We start from the raw sequence: 18778 nt of genomic DNA, 5'->3' as shown, positions 1-18778 counted from the left end.
CATTCACGATTTCAATAATTTAAAATATCAACTTAGGGTAATCCCTAACGCACTTACCTATTAGTTAGTTTTCAGTCGCAGCTTTCAGTAGAAATCGCAGTCTTAGTTTTCAGCAAATCCTTCAACTTTAAAACTTTGAATCATAGAAACTCTTCAACTTTGTAATCTTGATACTCCGCAACTTTGAAACTCTTCTACTTTGTGACTTTGCAACTCAATCAAACCCAAGAATCTCAACCACATCACCAACCTGCATGTTATTTAAGTGAATATTGCCTACCCGAACCCGCACTAACCGCAAGGTTGGAAACCCTACTGCCGAGGTCATTTTTCGCACTTGCCTAAACTTACCTTCATTTAAAGTTAACGATACCCATGACGTTGGCCCATGTCTGTCATCCCTAATTTTTTGAGAGCGTACCGGTAATTCCGGAATAGCATCCAACCTAAAAACTTTACAAGGTTTCGTTTGGTATTTCTTGCCATTAAAACCAATCTCCACCCCGTTCGATAGTTTTTCAATTGCTTCAAGTGTGATATCACCATTTACTTGGGCGTAATATTCTTTATCTACTTTTTGGCTGTTCACAAAATCACTCATTTTCCCATCGGTTGTAAGCAATAGCAAACCTTCCGATTTTTCATCCAACCTACCAATGGGCATAATGCCTTCTGGAAAATCATGCAATAACCCCAAGAACTTTTTAGATTGCTGTTTGCTATCGTTACTCGCAAACTGACTTAAAAAACCATAAGGTTTATAAATTATAAAATGACGATGTTCGCTTTTAGACAGTCCCATTCAAAATACTATAAACCAGTTCTTTGGTTGGTTTTTGTCCGTTTATTTTTTCCCGAACCCTATCAAAAGTGACTTTAAAATCGCAACCCGATTTATAATCGCTACAACCATAAGCGGCATTTCCTTTAATAACCGTCCCTTTTTTACATTTCGGGCAGGTGAGCTCATCTGGTGCTGCTTCCGCTTTCTTTGGTGCTTTTTTAGGTTCAAATTTAAGCTTGAAATTTTCATCAAAACGCAATAAGCCCTCTACGGTACCCGTACTTATCTTAAAGTCTTTTAAATTGACTGTAGAGCCCTTTTGAAGCAACCTTATATATTGCTTCTCCGATATTTTTTTATCGGCAAATGTAAATGGCAATACAAAATCGCAACCTGCTTTATAATTACCACAACCATAAGCCAATTTTCCTTTTATAATGGTTGCTTTTTTACATTTTGGGCAAACCTCAGCCAAAATACCCGCCACTTTCTTATTCCCTGATGTCGCTTTATGTTTTTTCACGGTTGCCGCATGCGATATATTAGCGCGAGTCGTTTCGCTACGTACCTCATACACCAAGGCGTCAACCATACGTTTCATGTTGTTTATAAACGCACCGGCAGTAAATTCGCCTTTTTCAATATCTTTTAATTGCTTTTCCCAGGTACCTGTTAGTTCTGCCGATTTTAATAAATCATTTTGAATCGTATCAATTAATTGGATACCCGTTTGGGTTGGCAATACCTGTTTTTTGTTTCTAACGATGTATTTGCGTTTAAAAAGCGTTTCAATAATATTGGCCCGTGTTGATGGACGCCCAATACCATTTTCTTTCATTAAATCGCGTAACTCATCATCGTCCACCTCTTTCCCTGCAGTTTCCATAGCACGTAGTAACGAGGCTTCGGTAAACTGATTGGGTGGCTTGGTTTCCTTTTCTAGAAATGAGGGTTCGTGCGGCCCTTTTTCGCCTTTTACAAAGGTTGGTAATATATCCGGTTCTTTTTCTTTAGCATTGGAATCTTCAAATACCACACGCCAACCTTTTTCCAAAATTTCCTTTCCCGTGGTTTTAAACGAGACCTCAGCGGCTTTCCCTATCACGGTGGTATTCGATACCGAACAATCATCATAAAACACCGCAATAAAACGCTTTACAATAATATCATATACCTGCTGCTGGTTATATTGCAAGTTGCTTTGCATGCCTGTGGGGATGATGGCATGGTGATCGGTGACTTTTTTATCATTAAATACCTTAGGGGATTTTTTTATCTTTTTTCCTAAAAGTGGCTGTGTTAAGGAGGCGTAATTGGTCAACTTTTGCAAAATGCCCGTTACTTTTGGGTAAATATCATTGGGTAAAAAGGTGGTATCTACTCTGGGATAGGTTACTACTTTTTGTTCGTATAAGGTTTGTGCTATTTTAAGCGTTTCATCTGCTGAAAATCCAAACTTAGTATTACAATATACCTGCAAGCCTGTTAAATCGAATAGTTTGGGTGCGTATTCATTCCCTTTCTTTTTTTCAATAGATACAATTTCAAAATCGCTTTCTTTTACTTTATGGGCTAATAGTTCACCATCTTCCTTTTTTAAAAAACGCCCTTCTTCATAGCTAAAAAGCGTTTCACGATACATGGTCTGTAATTCCCAATACGGTTGTGGCTTAAAGTTTTCTATTTCTTTAAAACGATTCACCACCATGGCCAACGTTGGTGTTTGTACACGCCCAATAGACAATACTTGTTTGTACCCTCCATGTTTTACGGTGTATAAACGCGTAGCATTCATACCCAATAACCAGTCACCGATGGCTCTGGAAAAGCCCGCATAGTATAAATTATCGTAGTTTGCCGATGGTTTTAAGTTTTCAAAACCTTCTTTTATGGCTTCGGTGGTTAATGATGAAATCCATAAGCGTTTTACTTCGCCTTTGTAATTGGCCTCATTCATGACCCAACGCTGGATAAGCTCGCCTTCTTGTCCCGCATCCCCGCAATTGATAACCACTTCGGCTTTATCAAATAAACTTTTAACGATTTTAAACTGCTTTTGGATACCTGAATTCGACACCACTTTGGTTTCAAACTTTTCGGGAAGCATGGGTAGGTTATTTAAATCCCAACTTTTCCAATAGGGTTTATAATCGTTCGGTTCTTTTAAGGTGCATAAATGCCCAAAGGTATACGTTACTGCATAGCCATTGCCCTCGTAATACCCATCCCGTTTGGTATTGGCACCCAAAACGGAGGCGATTTCGCGGGCTACACTTGGTTTTTCGGCAATACAGACTTTCACTTAGTTCCTATTAAATTAAGGAGTGCAAAATAACAATTTAGAAGTTGGTTTTAAAAAGGAATTGTTAGGAGTTATTAACGGTGTTTGAATTGGTTTAGGAAGCGTTGGTTTATTAACTAAATTGTGAGAAACATGTAACTATTTAAAAATATCGTGTAACACCTCCGTTAATTAAGAGCCTACCTTTGACCCGTGATATATTTCACATACAAACAATAAAAAAAATATGAAAATTAGAAACATTTTATCATTCGTAGTAATGGCCTCAGTTATCTTATTCACTAGTTGTGATAATAAAGATGATAATGATACACCGCCTGTCACAGTTAATGAAACTTATCCTACTAATAATACAGCGGGTGTTTCACGTAATGCAGTTATTTCAGCAACATTCAGTGAGCCAATGGATGCGTCAACAATAACGACTTCCAGTTTTATCGTAAAACAGGGAACAACGGATGTTTCTGGATCAGTTAACTATTCTGGAAATGTGGCAACCTTTACACCATCAAATAATTTATCTGCAGGTGAAATCTATACAGCCACTATAACAGAAGACGTAAAAAACCTTGCAGGTAAAGCTATTGCTGCCGATATGGTTTGGAATTTTACAACTGGAGGTACTTTAACCACTCTTGACGCAGTAAATCTTGGTGCATCGGCAAATTATGTTATTTTGGCCAAAACGGCTATCAATAATTCTTCAACCTCAACCATTATTGGTGATTTGGGGTTAAGCCCTGCTGCAACATCTTATGTCACTGGATTGGCATTAACCAATGCCACAGGATATGCGACATCGGCACAAATTACAGGAAAAGTATATGCGGCTGACATGGCTGACCCTACCCCAGTTAATTTGACTACAGCGGTTGAAAATATGATTACGGCCTATAACGATGCAGCGGGTAGACCTTCACCAGATTTTATTGAATTGGCTACAGGAAACATTGGTGGAAAAACACTTTCGCCAGGTCTTTACAAATGGACAAGTTCGGTGACCATACCTTCATCAATCACTATTTCCGGTACAGCAAGTGATGTTTGGATCTTTCAGATTGCAGGTGACCTTAACATGAGTGCAGGTATTAATATGACCTTAGAAGGAGGTGCTCAAGCTAAAAATATTTTCTGGCAAGTAGCCGGTGAAGCAACTTTTGGAACCACATCACACTTTGAAGGCAATTTACTTTCTATGACAGGAATTACATTACAAACGGGAGCAACCATGACTGGAAGAGCCCTTGCGCAAACTGCGGTTATCCTTGACGGAAGTTCTGTTACGAAACCACAATAATATATTAAAATAAAATTTTCAATAACGAAAGAGGCGAACCGAAAGATTCGTCTCTTTTGTTATGGGTTTATATTATATATTCACCTATTATTTTCCGTTTTTTAAGGCGAAATAACTGTTGAATCGGGCAACAAGGTCATGCCTATATATAGGTAACCACCTATAATAGTTTCTTAAAAAAGGAGCTATATCTGTGACCTTTTATGGTTTCAGAAGTCTTGTGTTGTGGTTACTGTATTGTAAAACGTTTTTTTATTTTATATTTGCATTTCAAATTTGGCAATGAGGTCTGCCTTAAACCGTTCCATTTGGAGCTAATGACATCTACTTTTAATGGCTTATGCCACTGTAGAATCATTTATTTAAGACAATATGGACAAAACAAAAATCAAGAAGTTTTTATTCTCATTTGAACAAATCCCCACTTTAGTATATCTTTTTAAATGGATTTTTATCTGCCTGATATTAGGCGTCATTGTAGGAAGTATTTCTGCTTTTTTCCTATTAAGCTTAGAATGGGCAACAAATTGGAGAGAATCCCATTTATGGATAATAGCTTTATTACCCGTTGGTGGATTTATAATTGGTTTATCTTATCATTTGTTTGGAAATAGTGTTGTAAAGGGCAATAATTTATTACTGGAGGAATTCCATTCTCCCAAAAAAATAATTCCCTTTAGAATGGCTCCACTTGTTCTGTTTGGCACAATTTTAACCCATTTTTTCGGTGGTTCTGCGGGTCGTGAAGGAACAGCGGTGCAAATTGGCGGTGCAATTGCCGATAGGTTTACAAAGGTTCTCAAATTGTCAAAACGAGATAGGAAAATTGTTTTGATAGCAGGTATAAGCGCAGGTTTTGCATCCGTTTTTGGAACACCACTGGCAGGAGGGATTTTTGCATTGGAAGTGTTGATTTTGGGCAGGATAAGATTGGATGCTATCATTCCAAGTTTTATGGCTGCGATTCTTGCCAATTATTTTTGTGAAATTTGGAATGTTTCACATACCCATTACCATATTAGTACGGTTGCTGAAATGACACCAATAAATCTGTTGTGGTCCTTATTGGCAGGAATTATTTTTGGTCTTGTGGCAATGCTCTTTTCCAAATCAACCCATTTTTGGAGCAACCTTTTTAAAAACAACATTAAATACCCTCCATTTCGTCCTGTAATTGGCGGGGTCATTTTGGCTATTGCAATTTATTTTATGGGAACCACAAAATATATCGGGCTTGGAATACCTACCATTGTTGATGCATTTGACGTCCAGCTTAATTCTTACGATTTTCTTTTAAAAGTCCTGTTTACATCATTCACCCTTGGAGCCGGTTTTAAAGGAGGCGAGGTAACCCCCTTGTTTTATATAGGAGCAACTTTAGGGAATGTGTTGATCTGGTTTATTCCATTGCCCATGGGTTTGCTTGCAGGAATGGGATTTGTAGCGGTTTTTGCAGGAGCAACAAATACACCTATTGCTTGTACCGTCATGGGCATAGAACTTTTCGGAATAGAGTCAGGGGTTTTTATTGCGTTGGCCTGTTCCACAGCTTATTTGTTTTCTGGCCATTCAGGCGTTTATTCTTCACAAATCATCGGAAGTCCGAAAAACAGTTCATATATACGGGAGAAAGGTTTGCCCCTATCTGAAATTAAAAATAAAAGAACCCGAAAATAAAACATTTTATAGCGGTATGGATTTATATTGTATATGGAACGCATCTTGACTTTTTCTATTTCCTGAAAAATGGTAAAAGCTTTTAGCCTAGCCTAACATCAAGTTTTGCATCTCAATGTAAGCAAAGGATAAATAAACCATGGACTTGAAGTCCATAGTTTTGTTTGCAGACTAAATCTGCAAGATTAGTTTGCGAAATTAATCGGTGAAATTTTACCGCAGATTCGCAAATTTTTAACATTTTAGGTAATCTGCGAATTTGCGGTAAAAATTTTTAGAACCTAAAAGGGAAATGCACTAAAGTGCATAGTTTTAACTATTTATGTGACCAATAAACAAATTTTACCAAGTAACCATATAAAATTCCAATTATGGAGGCTGCTATAAGCGTTTTGTTGTATTTATTTAATCCAAAACCAACCATGGCTTCCTGCTACAGCTCCTGCGGTTGTAATAAGACTAAGGATTAATAGTACCCAATGCACCCTATGTATGATACCGAAAGTTCCGTCCGGACTTTTAATCGCGTATTTTTTAAAAACCCTATGAAGTATAAATGGCTCAAGGACATAAAGTATCAATGAAAAAATTATCCATACCAATGTCATGGCATGTATCCACCAAAACTTATAATCCAAGTATCTATTCCATGCATTGAGTTCATACAGCATATAAAAACCTGTTATTCCCGTCAGTAAAGTTGTTATTTTCGCTTGAATGGCAAACCGCCCTTCAATCTGCTCAAATGTTTGTATTTGTTCTTCTTTCGATTTCATCTTCCTGATGGCAGGAATTAATACAGTAGTGACCATAGCGACACCACCAATCCAAAAAATTACTGCCAAGATATGTATTACTCGAGCGAGTGTAAAATATTCCATTTTCTTTTAAATATTTATCAATGGTTTTGTTTCTAACGTAACTTCGATATAAAACGATATACTAATTATTGATTAAAGAATAGTATTTCTGTCACCTCGAGCGCAGTCGAGAGGTTTTTAGACTTTGATACCCTTAAATAAGGTCTCGACTTTAGTTTATCTTGAGCATTATCGAAAATGAAAATACATTTTTATTTGAAGATAAAAGCGTAGCTTCCGAAAGGCTCGACCAAACAGTGTTAATACAAATGATTGATTATTAGATAAGGATAAATCGAACTTACGTTTCTAGTTATTAATCATTGGGGGAAACTTTTCATTCTTATTTCTTAAATCTATTCCACCTTCAAATATGGACTTTAAGTTTGCTAAATAAAAAGTCCAACCGTTTGAGCAACCAAGCCGCACATACTGTTTGGAATTATCATCTAATGGAATGTTATGGTGCTTTAGCGTGACAACAATATATCCGTCAACTTCTTCAAGATTTACATCCACTAAACAATCACCTTCAAAAGTAAATTGGATATAATTCTTACCGTTGACATTTGTTATCTTCCCTTTCATGGGTTCATCATACAAATACCAATACCACGTATATTGAATATTTTCAACAACATTCTTGTCTGGCTCATATAAAGAATTGTCTGGTTTGTAAAAAACAACTTTCTTCAAGAACCATCGTTCTAGTTCTGACCCTTTTGTCCAAGCATCATAAATATTGGACAAAGTAGACTTAACGGCTATTCGCTTCGTATATGAAGTCCAATTAAAATTTTTCATATAATCTTTTTATATACTAAATCACCAATTAAATAATCGTCACGCTTGTTGGCAACTATGCTTTTATTCTTTGTCAGTACCGCGTTATAAACCTTGAATCATTTCAACAAATTTGGCTTCTGTTACCGGCTTGATAATAAAATCTGTTACTTCGCTTATTGATTTTGCCTTCATAATGTCCGCAGGGTCGTTTGATGAAGAAACGATGTAGATGGGGATCTTCTTTTCTAATTTAGGTTTTAGGGAAATGAATTCTTCAAGAAACTCCCAACCATCCATAACGGGCATATTGAGGTCAAGTAATATGACATCTGGCAACGCTTCCATCAAGGACAGAGATGACTCCAAAAAGTGTATTGCTTCCCGTCCATTATAGAAAACCTTTATATTTTTCACAAGATCGGTTCTTTCTATTACTTTTTTGGTAATAAAATGGAAGACATCATCATCGTCCACGAGGCATATATTTTGTACTTGGTTCATAGTGTTTTTTCTTTTGATAGTTTAATGGTAAATTTTGTCCCTTCTTCAGGTTTGCTTTTTACTTTTATATGTCCCCCCATGGCATCTATTTGGGTTTTAGTGATGAATAGTCCAAAACCCTTGGCTTCAGGATGCTTATGAAATGTTTTATGCAATTTGAATAATTTGTTTCCGTGCTTTTGTATGTCAATACCAAGCCCATTGTCACTAATTTCAAGATATACCCACCCTGATTTTTTATAGCTCTTTATGTTGATTTGCAAATCCCTGTCCGGTGAGCGGTACTTGACGGCATTGCTTAATAGGTTAAATATAATACTATCTATATATTTTAAGGGGTAGTAGGCTGTTGTTGCTTTTGAAAAATCTTGGGTTATATGGGCATTAGCTTTCACTATTTCTCCCTGCAATAAATTGAGCGTTTTGTTTGTCACTTTTTCAAGTTCTATATGGTCTTTCTCAACGCTAAAGTCCGCTTTCACCTGTGTGGCACTAACCAATTCTTCAAAAGTTTCATGCAGGAAGTCAATGACTGGCTGCTGTTTTTCAAGATAAAGCATTTTATCGTCAATAGCTTCGGTCTGTCTCATCAAATCGTTTAATATAATTAAGTTAGACAAAGGAGCACGTATGTTATGGGCAATTATTTGTGTAAACTCTTGAAGTTGCTCTTGTTGCACCTTCAGTTGGTTTAGCATTTTGTTGCGCTCTTTAAGTTTTTCCTTAAGCCTATCCCTTACCCCAATGTTCTCTATTGAAACTGCCGTGATATCCGCAAGAGCTTGCAGCAAGGCAACCTGTTGGGGCGTGGGCTTTCGGTGCTTCGCCCAATAGTTGCCAATAGCCCCAATAGGATCTATGGTACGAATGGGTACCGTTACAAGACTTTTCACAAAAGTAGGTCGGTAGGCATCAACTGGAATCCTAGCATCTTGGTAGATGTCTTCAATTACAGCTGGTTGCCTGTTTAACATGGCCCAACCGCTAATACAGGTCTCCATAGGAAAACGGCTGCCTTTCCACAAAGGGCTGATAGCATCCTCGTCAGCATAAAAGCACAAGTCACCGTCTCTTAGTACAAAGGTCGCACCATCAGCCCCAGTCAGTTTTCGAGCAACAGTACGAACAATCTTCATGACCGCATCGATATCCCGAGCAAGGGAAAGTTCCTGCACAGTAGTTACAAGTAACTCCGTGCTTATTAATTCTGCGGTAAGTTGTGTTTGTTTCATAGTCTATGGATTATTTCGCATAACTGACAACTCATTATACGGTAACATGTATTACTCGTATACCGGTAAATACATCAGGATATCATTAGTCTTTTATCGCCTCCCTTTCCAAAACGATGAAAATTCCCATACTATGCAATATATAAATGTTTTAAAAACTTTCAAAATATATTTATTTAAAAACATTAGTGTCCGATTAAAGGTTCAAAACCGCTTCGTTAAAAGAAAATAGCATATAGACTAAATGGCAATAAACCGATATTCAAATGCCTATATATTTGCACGTCTGTTTTAAGAATCACTAAGTAACTCATTATTACAAAAAACAAAGCCACAAATCTGTAATCTGTTTAAAAAACCATTGTCACTGTGTTTGCAGAGAATTGTAAAAGTTTTATCGGACAATTATGATTTAAAATAAAGACCACACCTTATTGTTAAATGTAGTTTCTTATTTATGCGAATGTTTATGACCATTACCACATTTCCTATGATGTCTAAAGTCCTTGATACCAATTAAGAATGTCAACAAACCTATAATGGCCCATAAAAATGCGAGTATGGGATGATGCAATATGCTGTCCAAAATACTTTCGGAATGATGGCTTGTTCTTTCAGTCGCATATGCAATCAATACCATGGATTGAAGGAACTGTATCACGTGGAGCATTCCATGTATGAAATTCAATAATCCAACCGAAATAAGAACGATTGCACTTTTTTTAATTTTAGGAGAAGTAACTACACTCATTTCAATGGTATTATTATTGGGTTCAAACTCTTGCTTTATTTTAAAAACACCTTGTTTTAATTTGTTGGTTGGTTTTTCTGTGTTAGAAGGTATTATCATATTTCATTTAGGTGTTTTTTTTAAATGGCTTAAACTTGTTTATAGATGAAACTTTCTTCATTTTATACATCCATTTTGGATGGCTATACGGAAGTTTTGATGTTACGGGAGTTTTGATGTTTCTTATCTTCCATCGCTTCCCTTTTTAAAACGATGAAAATTCCCATAACATGCAATATATAAATGTTTTAAAAATTTTCAAACATATTTTTTCAAAATAATGTGGTTTTTTTCCATCAAGAAAGTAGAACTGGTGTATTATCAGCCTGCGTTTAAACTACCCAAGTTGTATGTCATATTTTTTCATTCTTTCTCCAGTTGCGAACCTATAAAAGGTATTCTTGGAGCTAAAAAATAACCTGTTAAACTCGCAAAAAGGATTGGAATGAAATGTCCGAAGCCCGTTAAAGTTGCCAATAAAATGGTCGTACTCATTGGCGTTCGAGTAACACAAGCATTAATTGCTGCCATACAGCTAACGATTGCTAACGTCAGATTTATTGTTGGGAACAATTGATAAATTATCAGTCCTAATGTTGCTCCTACGAAAAACAAGGGGATAATGAACCCTCCTCTCCAACCGGATGTCACGGTTATTGAAATGGCTATGATTTTAAAAATCAAAATTGCAAACAACAAAGTCAAAGAAAAATTCCCTGATAATAGTTCATTAATCTCGTGATGTCCGAAGTATCGGGTTAATGGGAAATAAAATGCTATGACACCTAGTAGAACTCCCCCAATGAGTGTTTTGACATAAATAGGTATCGGTCTTTTCTCGAAAATTGATTTGAAAAATTTGGTGCAAAAAATAAAAGCCCATCCAAAAGCAGCTCCAATTATTGCGAACAGCACGGCATAACCAAAATCAAAAATTCCTGAATATTCATACGCAGATAAATCCCATATTGGTCCAAGACCTAAATGAATGATCAAGGCAAATACCAAATAGCTAAAACAACTTGCCACAAATGCAGGAATAATGGCTTTGTAATACTCCACGGCGTGTTTATGATGAAGTATCTCCAATGAAAACAAGCTACCGCCCAGTGGCGCTCCAAATAAGGCTGTAAAGCCTGATGCCATTCCTGCAATACTCAATGACCTTAATTCCTCCCCTTTAAGTCGGAACAACTTTCCTATCCAAGTACCTGTCGAGCCTGTTACTTGGACTAATGGCGCTTCTGGTCCGAGACTTCCACCTGATGCTACGCACAACAACGAGGATAGTACCATGGAAGGATTGTTTTTGGGATCTAGCTTTCCCTTATTAAAACGGATATTGTTTACTATCAAATGTATTTCTCCCGGGTCTCCAATAAAGTGAATGATCAAACCTGCTAAAAGGCCGCAGGTTGCCATTACGGGAATTACTTGCCAACCACTAAAAAAAGCCAATTGGTGCGTTAGAAATTCAAGTCCAATCCAATAAAGTCCCGCTATTATTCCACCTACTAATCCGAGAAAAGCCCACAATAAAAAAGTCCGACTGAAAACAAAAGGGTTGAATCGGACAGGTTGGTCTAAAATATTTAAGTACGTTACTAATTTTCTTCTTCGTTTTAATTTCACTTTACCCTTTCTGTTTTATATGGTATATAATGTGTTATCTGTAACAAATATACTGATATCCAACAAAAATATCCGGATAACGGGATAAATGGCAACGACATTTAAGAATAATTTGTTTGTTGAATTCAAGGGTTTGCGCAAGTGCCCACCCAGTGTCATCTTTTTTAATTGGGATTAGTGCAACACATATTGCATTTGGTCGCCCAAGGTCTTCCTGAATAGCGATTGGCTTTTCTTTTTCTTACTTTTCCGCATGGCGAATATTACGGTAAATCCTTCAGTGTCCAAAGCCATTGTTAACCGGCGTTGCAACACTAGGTAATTAGATGCGAAACCGTTCAAGCGGTTTTAGAAGTCTTGTGCAACGTTTACCAGCTTGTTATAGGAAGTTACCTTATTCAGACAAAGCAAATTCAACAGCAGCTTTTCCGTGAATTAGGGCAGTATCAAAATATGGCAAATCAATATCAGATTCTTTAATTAGCAAAGGAATTTCGGTACATCCTGCTATAAATCCTTCAGCGCCGTTATTTACTAATTCTTCTATAATCGATAAATACCTTTCTTTCGTTTCTGCTCTAATAATTCCCTTTCCCAATTCATCAAAAATTGTATTGTGGACAAATTCTTTGTCGGAGGCTTTCGTTGGAATCAAAGCTTCTATTCCTTGTTCCTTGAGTTTAGATTTAAAAAAATCATATTCCATTGTGAATTTTGTTCCCAAAAGACCCACTTTTTTCAATCCAAGTTTCTTAATTTCAAGAGCAGTGGCGGTTGCAATATGGATAATAGGAATATCTATTTCTTTTTCAATTCTGTCAGCGATAAAATGCATTGTATTTGCGCAAAGAACGATTCCTTTTGCGCCGCTCTTTTCTAATTTTTTGGAAGCAGAAACTACCATTTCCAGAGTAGAATCCCAATCATTTGTGTCGTTATTGTCCTTGATTTTCTGATAATTCAATGAATAAATCATACATTCAGCGTAATTTAATCCACCCAATCGCTCGTTTATTCCTTTATTTATTTGCGTATAATAGTCCACTGTCGAGACCCAACTAATTCCACCTATTAATCCTAATATTTTCATTTACTTTTAATATTTCTTTAATTGGCTACTCCTCTTTATTTAAATTTCTATTACGTATGATGTTATAGATTTTACTTTCTCATCTTTTGCCCCACTAAATTCGTAAAAGTCCGAAAAGGCATATTTTTTTCCACTCTGCATTTTCATAATTCCACTTACAGCACCTTCTCTTCCGTGAGTTAAAATTCGGTCGAGTATTAATTCTGAGGCTTTTTCTGTTGTCATTTTTTTTAATTCTTCCGTAAACTTTTCTTTTCCCTCAATTTTTTTATCGCCAATGATATTCCAAACAATTTGGTCCGTTACGCTCTCTGTCATAAAATCTAAATTTCCTTTCGCAAAGGCGATATTTATTTCTTTAAGAAATTCCCTTTTTGGTGCATTTCCGCAATCAGCACTTACAGTAATTTTTGTCATTTTATCGAATTTTTTAATTTCGGTTCCATGTTTTTTTTCAGCTTGTTTGTAGTATTTTGTGCAAAGATAGTTGTATTGTTTAAGCACCTAATTTAGCAAATTCAAACCGAATGGATACGGGAGAAGCGAACTGGCGCAAGCAAAATCAAAAACTAGCAAAACAGCACTAACCTTTGATTAAGAATTAAACTACGCATTGTTTTCATACGACTTGTTGAACGCTAGTTATTCTAGTTATTGTGTATAGTTTTTTAATTTAATCAGTTACTAATAGCAGTAAAATTGTTTTATCTCCTTTTTTCAAAGTCAGAGTATCATTGTCAATTTCTTTTTTAATTGTAAAAGGAGCTGAAATATCAGAAATACGAGGATTGTATTCAACGTTTTCAGGTCTCCAAATTCCGCTGTCTTTGGAAAGTCCGTAATGATTACCAATAACATAGGTTGCGCTATTTATATAATATTTTTTGTTCAAAACGTAAATTCCTCTTTCATTATAAGCTTCTTTGACTTGGATGTCATAACTATTTTTTTTGTGTATCTTTTCTAAACCATTATAAAAGTTAGATTGTCTAGTCAGAAGAAAAAATGATGATAAAAGTCCGGCAACCATAATCACAATTACCAAATAGTATGATTTCCATTTTATCATTTAGCAGGTTTATACATGCAATATATTACTTTTTTACCTATGGATTTTAAAGTGTCTCTGCGCTTAGTTTTTTATTTTTTCAAATTTATATTCATATATTCCGTTATTTCCATTTCCTAAAAATAGAATTGCTCCTTCACTCTCGAATCCGTTAACTAAGACTAAATTACCATCTTTGTCATTCCCTACAATAGTTTTTTGCTCGTTTCGAATGTAATAAATAGGATAAAATGGGATGAGTTTTAAATCCTTGTCAACTGAGAAATATTGATTTTTTATTTTACCTGGAAGATTATATTCTTCTAAAATTGAATCTTGTTTAACAAGCTTTATATTTAATGTTTTGTCATTTGATAGTGTTATTTTAACATTATAGTTTTCTATACTAGTTTGATTAAATTTTTGAGTGATTGTTTTTGTTAGAATGAACCATAAGCTATTGTTTTCTGCTTGTTTATTTATATTGCTGTAAATCCCATCTAGATTATTTTTGTCAAATTCAGATATTTCCGTGGTACTATTACGAATTAATTTTTTAGTCGAAATACAACTCGAAAACAATATTATAATTAAAAAAAGTAGCTTGTAGATGTATCCGAGTTTCATCTTTTCAAAATTATGCCTAACAATCATACAACCGCAACAAACTGCAACTCCATTGTAGTTATATCGTTTATGTATGCAATATATTATTTTTTACCTATGGATTTATAAGGGTCTCCGCTTTTTGCTTAAAAGCCATCATTGGCCATGTTTTACTACGCTATAACCACCTTGAACTTAGATTGCAAAACTTCCATAAAAAACAAATACCCTTAAAAGGGTGTATTTATATTTTGTTCTTATAAAGTTATGGGCTTGTGCAATGGTTATCGGTGTTACCCAACGTTTTTTATTTCCATAGTTCATCTAAATCAATATTTTTTTCTTTCTTCAGATGCTCGCCGAGTAAATTTCGATAACACTCGAAATTCACAGTGATAATACACCCTTGATAAAATTCCTCGATTCCAAGCTTATCAAGTTCTTTTCCAAATTTTTCATTATAAAACATTCCGCCAGTAAAATATTTTAACTCATTATTTTCTAAATCGGTTTTAAATTGGTTTTTCATTTGGTTGCAATCCAATTCACTATATTGGGCAAATATTTTATTTCGCCTTTCATTGTCAAAATGTTCACATGTTGAAAAGGCACTTACAAGAGAAAATAAAATTCCAATTCCAAGTGCAGTCAGAGTCAGTTTTTTACTTTTCATTTTCCATTGCCTTGGAAGGAAAATGAAAATTATTAGTAAACTAAATAATGTTACAGGTAAATAGAATTTTGAAATAGATTCATATTCTGATAGTTTGGTGTAGTTGAAAATTGATAGACCAAGTCCAATCAAAAGTAAAATAAGAATTATGTATTTCAGTTTTGCGTACATTTTTGGTCAAATGTTGGGTAACAACTATACAACCATAACAAACAGCACTCCATCGTAGCCATATCATTTATGTATGCAATATATTACTTTTTCACATATCAATTTACAAGGATCTCTGCTTTTTGCTTAAAAGTCATCATAGGTCATGTTTTACTGCGCTATAACCGCCTCAAACTTAGATTGCTATAACTTCCACAAAAAACAAACGTCCTTAAAAGGGCGCATTTCGATCTTGTACTTATAAAATTATGGGCTTGTGCGACGGTTACAGGTATTTGCCATAGTATTTTCAATTTCCAAACATGTTTTTGTCATTCATAAACGGACTATCAAAAGTTATCCATTTTGTTGTTTTTACCGACTTTCCATCTGTGCTCATTGGCGTGAACCTTACTTTATATTTTCCTTTAGCATTAAAAGTAAATGCACCTGCACACATTCCGTGTCCAACATGTAATTGTCCGTCCCATTCTTTGATGTAAAATGTTGTTTTGTTCTCAGTTTTTAAGTCAACAACTTCCGTTTTATACCAAATTTCTGAATTTGATTTGTTTTTTATGTTAAAGATTGCATTTGCATCTGGTCCGCAACCATAATGAATAACTTCTGTTTTTTCAAATTCAAGAGTTAGATTTGAATTCAAACTTACTGCTGATTTTTTATCTGTCGTTTTCCAATAAACTTTTTCATATTCTTTTTTGTCTGAATTCCATTGTTTCATCTCTTTTGTTTCTCGTTCAGTTTGGTCAGAGTATTTTAAGAAGTATGTTATATTTGGCTTCAAGTCACTTATTGGACACAAAATAGCTTGAGTCAATTCCATTTGTCCTATCAGAATTTCTTGGACGTTTAGTTCAATTAATTCTCCATCTTCACTTTCAAGGTAAATTGTTCTGTTTTCGAAACTTTTTATTGTCTTTTGGCTAAAAGCATAACCTTGAATAATGAACATTGAATTCAGGCCAACTTCTTTTGTTTCGGGAAAGAATTGCATTCCGCTCATTGCACAGTCTGCAAATACTGATTTAATCCCAAATGTCACGAGTAAAAAAAGAATGATTTTTTTCATAATGTAAGTTTCATAACTTTCATCAAATATCGTTCCGTTGATATTATCGCTAACAATCATATAACCACAACAAACAGCAACATCATCGTATTTATATCGTTTATGTATCCAATATATTGCTTTTTGGCCTATGGATCTTATAAAATTATGGGCTTGTGCAACAATTGCTGGTGTTGCCGTACGTATTTTTCATGAAATCCAAGTATTAATAATTTTATCAATAATCCATTTCCCTTTGTCATTTTTTTTTATAAAAATCCGAAAACCATTTCCATTTAGAATTCCCATTCCAAATCCTCCATTTAGAACTCCGTAAGACTTGCTTTTGTCAAATAATATTCTACCAAACCCAATCTTCGCAGCAACATAAAAGTCATATTCCGTTCCCCAAAATTCGCGCCCTTTTGGGAATTCCGATTGATATTTGAATTTGATTTTTTTGTTGTTAGTTTTTAACTTGTTTAAATCTATTTTGAATCCATTGTTTAGTTCAATGTTATTGGAATCTAAAACTATATTTTGGTTTTTAAAATGTTCGACTAATCCATACACGTCTTCTCTTTCAAAGCTGGTTACAGAATCAAAAACTGCTAAATAGATTGATGATGTGTCTCGGCTTAAAAAATCCCTTTTCTTTTCCCAGTGGTTTTTATCTTTTATAAATTTATCAGACTTTTTATAATCTTCGATTGCTTTATCCAAATTGTTATTATTATACTCTTTTTTATCGAAAAACTCTGGTGGTGGTGGAGTCATTCGTTTATCATAATAGATAGAATCTAAAATTGAAGGAAATATTTCATAGAAAACAACTTGTTCAAATTCAGTTTCAGAAATGACTTTTTCTTGCTTACAATTCCAGAAAATTGAAGTCAAAACCAAAAACGGAAATATTTTTGTTAGCAATTTTATCAAATGTTTGTCAACTAGTTATATATGGATTAAAGTTCTCAATACTACCTATAAGTTTCAGTATAACAATAAGTTATAACTTCATTTAATCCTTAAGCTTTTTGTCTTTTTTAAGAATATCAATAAGTCTCGAATCATTTCTTTTATCTGGTATACTATCTCCTTGAATCATTCCAGGATATCCAAGCCGAACGGTCAATTCGTTATCCCCTGAAATGTCCAATGGGTCAATTGTTATCCAATCACAGCCCATAGATGAATAACTTGCCCAAAAATATCCAGTATAAATTACCTCCTCTTCAATAGTAAGTGCAAATGGAACCCCATGAACAGAATGATTCTCAAAATCATTTAATCTATCAGATATACTATCACTTACGGTAAAAGTATAATCTTTAGATGAGTATGAAATAATATCGGAATAATCAATAATCTTAGTGCCGCTAATTACAACTGTGCTATCAATTATCTTGGAAGTGTTATCTATCTTCTGATATTCTGTAATATAGTAAAAGTCAATTGATTTTCCAGATGGCTCAAAATTTTCTTCCTTATCACAACTATTCAGAAAAAAAACTAATCCTAAAGTTAAAATAAGTCTCATAGCATGATGTTTTAAATCAATTTGTAGATGTAATTTTCATCAATTGGTTGCTTGTCCCGGAGATGTCTGCCCGGCTTGCATGCAACCCACATAACCACAACAAACAGCAGCAGCATCGTAGTTATATCGTATTATGTATGCAATATATTACTTTTTTGCCTATGGATTTAAAAGGTCTCTGCTTTTTGCTTAAAAGTCATTATTGGCCATGCTTTACTTCGATATAACCGCCTTGGACTTAGATTGCAATAACTTCCATAAAAAACAAAACGCCCTTAAAAGGGCGATTCATATCTTGTTTTTATAAAATCATGGGGTTGGGCAACGGTTATCGGTGTTATGTGTCGTTTTTTATTCAAATTCAAGATTGACACCTAATTTTTCAGCTTTTAGTCCAAACTTTTCACTGGTTAGTGGTCCAATTAAGCTATCATTTTTCTTCAAAATGATGAAATATTCCAAAACTCCAGTATTTGTTTCCCAACTAATAAGAGGATCTCTCTTCGCTATAATGAACTTTGAATCAGCGTGTACTTCTAGGACATCTCCACGAATTCTAATATTACTAAATACATATTCTTTATTCGACTTGTAAACTATTGCTTCTCCTTCAGGATAACCGACATCTATCGCTTCATCTTTTGGAAGAAAGTAGTAGCTATTACCCAATTCTCGTTCGCTACAAGAGAAGCAGATGATTGATAAAATAAATATATATACCGAAGCTTTTTTCATTTTAATTAC

At 34.8% G+C, this 18778-nt stretch carries 19 protein-coding genes and 1 riboswitch; of the genes, 2 read left to right on the top strand and 17 right to left on the bottom strand.

Going from position 1 to position 18778, the window contains the following annotated elements:
* Positions 1–214 precede the first annotated feature (214 nt).
* Both CJ739_RS12635 and CJ739_RS12630 read right to left on the bottom strand, forming a co-directional pair.
* Positions 215–802, bottom strand: a complete 588-nt coding sequence (locus CJ739_RS12635) for a pseudouridine synthase (RefSeq protein WP_117175906.1) — start codon at positions 800–802, stop codon at positions 215–217.
* Positions 789–3086 (bottom strand): type IA DNA topoisomerase, encoded by a 2298-nt coding sequence (locus tag CJ739_RS12630; protein WP_117175904.1) that lies wholly within the window; start codon positions 3084–3086, stop codon positions 789–791. The genes CJ739_RS12635 and CJ739_RS12630 overlap by 14 nt, the downstream gene beginning before the upstream one ends.
* A gap of 226 nt (positions 3087–3312) precedes the next feature.
* Here CJ739_RS12630 and CJ739_RS12625 point away from each other — a divergent pair, with 226 nt between their 5' ends.
* Entirely contained in the window at positions 3313–4383 is a 1071-nt protein-coding gene (locus CJ739_RS12625) for an ice-binding family protein (RefSeq protein ID WP_117175902.1), read from the top strand.
* Positions 4384–4652: 269 nt separating this feature from the next.
* A riboswitch (Fluoride riboswitch) is annotated at positions 4653–4717 on the top strand.
* Between the two features lie 38 nt (positions 4718–4755).
* On the top strand, positions 4756–6060 hold the full coding sequence (locus tag CJ739_RS12620; RefSeq protein WP_117175899.1) for a voltage-gated chloride channel family protein: 1305 nt from the start codon (positions 4756–4758) through the stop codon (positions 6058–6060).
* A 401-nt stretch (positions 6061–6461) separates the two neighbouring features.
* On the opposite strand, the gene CJ739_RS12615 is transcribed toward CJ739_RS12620, so the two are convergent.
* The 15 genes from CJ739_RS12615 to CJ739_RS12545 form a co-directional block, all read right to left on the bottom strand.
* Positions 6462–6905 (bottom strand): hypothetical protein, encoded by a 444-nt coding sequence (locus tag CJ739_RS12615; protein ID WP_236951504.1) that lies wholly within the window; start codon positions 6903–6905, stop codon positions 6462–6464.
* A gap of 324 nt (positions 6906–7229) precedes the next feature.
* Positions 7230–7724 (bottom strand): SRPBCC family protein, encoded by a 495-nt coding sequence (locus CJ739_RS12610; protein ID WP_117175895.1) that lies wholly within the window; start codon positions 7722–7724, stop codon positions 7230–7232.
* A gap of 84 nt (positions 7725–7808) precedes the next feature.
* Positions 7809–8207, bottom strand: a complete 399-nt coding sequence (locus CJ739_RS12605; protein ID WP_117175893.1) for a response regulator — start codon at positions 8205–8207, stop codon at positions 7809–7811.
* Positions 8204–9439, bottom strand: coding sequence for a sensor histidine kinase (locus CJ739_RS12600; protein WP_117175891.1), 1236 nt, complete (start codon positions 9437–9439; stop codon positions 8204–8206). Before CJ739_RS12600 ends, CJ739_RS12605 begins: the two co-directional genes overlap by 4 nt.
* A gap of 451 nt (positions 9440–9890) precedes the next feature.
* Entirely contained in the window at positions 9891–10289 is a 399-nt protein-coding gene (locus CJ739_RS12595) for a hypothetical protein (protein WP_117175889.1), read from the bottom strand.
* A 303-nt stretch (positions 10290–10592) separates the two neighbouring features.
* Positions 10593–11861 (bottom strand): chloride channel protein, encoded by a 1269-nt coding sequence (locus tag CJ739_RS12590; protein ID WP_117175888.1) that lies wholly within the window; start codon positions 11859–11861, stop codon positions 10593–10595.
* A gap of 394 nt (positions 11862–12255) precedes the next feature.
* On the bottom strand, positions 12256–12951 hold the full coding sequence (locus CJ739_RS12585; protein ID WP_117175886.1) for an aspartate/glutamate racemase family protein: 696 nt from the start codon (positions 12949–12951) through the stop codon (positions 12256–12258).
* Positions 12952–12990: 39 nt separating this feature from the next.
* On the bottom strand, positions 12991–13455 hold the full coding sequence (locus CJ739_RS12580) for a nuclear transport factor 2 family protein (protein ID WP_236951503.1): 465 nt from the start codon (positions 13453–13455) through the stop codon (positions 12991–12993).
* Positions 13456–13624: 169 nt separating this feature from the next.
* On the bottom strand, positions 13625–14020 hold the full coding sequence (locus tag CJ739_RS12575; RefSeq protein WP_117175884.1) for a hypothetical protein: 396 nt from the start codon (positions 14018–14020) through the stop codon (positions 13625–13627).
* A 63-nt stretch (positions 14021–14083) separates the two neighbouring features.
* Positions 14084–14626 (bottom strand): hypothetical protein, encoded by a 543-nt coding sequence (locus CJ739_RS12570; RefSeq protein WP_117175882.1) that lies wholly within the window; start codon positions 14624–14626, stop codon positions 14084–14086.
* Positions 14627–14912: 286 nt separating this feature from the next.
* Positions 14913–15278 (bottom strand): hypothetical protein, encoded by a 366-nt coding sequence (locus CJ739_RS12565; RefSeq protein WP_162880208.1) that lies wholly within the window; start codon positions 15276–15278, stop codon positions 14913–14915.
* Between the two features lie 460 nt (positions 15279–15738).
* Positions 15739–16518, bottom strand: coding sequence for a hypothetical protein (locus CJ739_RS12560; RefSeq protein WP_162880207.1), 780 nt, complete (start codon positions 16516–16518; stop codon positions 15739–15741).
* Positions 16519–16707: 189 nt separating this feature from the next.
* Complete coding sequence (locus CJ739_RS12555) at positions 16708–17424, bottom strand: hypothetical protein (RefSeq protein WP_236951502.1); 717 nt, start codon at positions 17422–17424, stop codon at positions 16708–16710.
* Between the two features lie 91 nt (positions 17425–17515).
* A complete protein-coding gene (locus tag CJ739_RS12550) occupies positions 17516–18034 on the bottom strand; it encodes a hypothetical protein (RefSeq protein ID WP_117175873.1) in 519 nt (172 codons plus the stop codon).
* Between the two features lie 351 nt (positions 18035–18385).
* The gene (locus CJ739_RS12545) at positions 18386–18769 is read right to left on the bottom strand and encodes a DUF3997 domain-containing protein (RefSeq protein WP_117175871.1); all 384 of its coding nucleotides are present in this window, start codon (positions 18767–18769) and stop codon (positions 18386–18388) included.
* Between the last annotated feature and the right edge of the window lie 9 nt (positions 18770–18778).

The sequence above is a fragment of the Mariniflexile sp. TRM1-10 genome (genome assembly GCF_003425985.1).
GTDB lineage: Bacteria > Bacteroidota > Bacteroidia > Flavobacteriales > Flavobacteriaceae > Mariniflexile.
Note: the sequence above shows the minus strand (reverse complement) of the source record. Positions and strands in the feature narration are given on the sequence as shown.

Coding starts and splice junctions, on each gene's coding strand:
- CJ739_RS12635 (WP_117175906.1), bottom strand. CDS start 802: ATGGGACTGTCTAAAAGCGAACATCGTCATTTTATAATTTATAAACCT.
- CJ739_RS12625 (WP_117175902.1), top strand. CDS start 3,313: ATGAAAATTAGAAACATTTTATCATTCGTAGTAATGGCCTCAGTTATC.
- CJ739_RS12620 (WP_117175899.1), top strand. CDS start 4,756: ATGGACAAAACAAAAATCAAGAAGTTTTTATTCTCATTTGAACAAATC.
- CJ739_RS12610 (WP_117175895.1), bottom strand. CDS start 7,724: ATGAAAAATTTTAATTGGACTTCATATACGAAGCGAATAGCCGTTAAG.
- CJ739_RS12605 (WP_117175893.1), bottom strand. CDS start 8,207: ATGAACCAAGTACAAAATATATGCCTCGTGGACGATGATGATGTCTTC.
- CJ739_RS12600 (WP_117175891.1), bottom strand. CDS start 9,439: ATGAAACAAACACAACTTACCGCAGAATTAATAAGCACGGAGTTACTT.
- CJ739_RS12595 (WP_117175889.1), bottom strand. CDS start 10,289: ATGATAATACCTTCTAACACAGAAAAACCAACCAACAAATTAAAACAA.
- CJ739_RS12585 (WP_117175886.1), bottom strand. CDS start 12,951: ATGAAAATATTAGGATTAATAGGTGGAATTAGTTGGGTCTCGACAGTG.
- CJ739_RS12575 (WP_117175884.1), bottom strand. CDS start 14,020: ATGATAAAATGGAAATCATACTATTTGGTAATTGTGATTATGGTTGCC.
- CJ739_RS12570 (WP_117175882.1), bottom strand. CDS start 14,626: ATGAAACTCGGATACATCTACAAGCTACTTTTTTTAATTATAATATTG.
- CJ739_RS12565 (WP_162880208.1), bottom strand. CDS start 15,278: ATGAAAAGTAAAAAACTGACTCTGACTGCACTTGGAATTGGAATTTTA.
- CJ739_RS12560 (WP_162880207.1), bottom strand. CDS start 16,518: ATGAAAAAAATCATTCTTTTTTTACTCGTGACATTTGGGATTAAATCA.
- CJ739_RS12550 (WP_117175873.1), bottom strand. CDS start 18,034: ATGAGACTTATTTTAACTTTAGGATTAGTTTTTTTTCTGAATAGTTGT.
- CJ739_RS12545 (WP_117175871.1), bottom strand. CDS start 18,769: ATGAAAAAAGCTTCGGTATATATATTTATTTTATCAATCATCTGCTTC.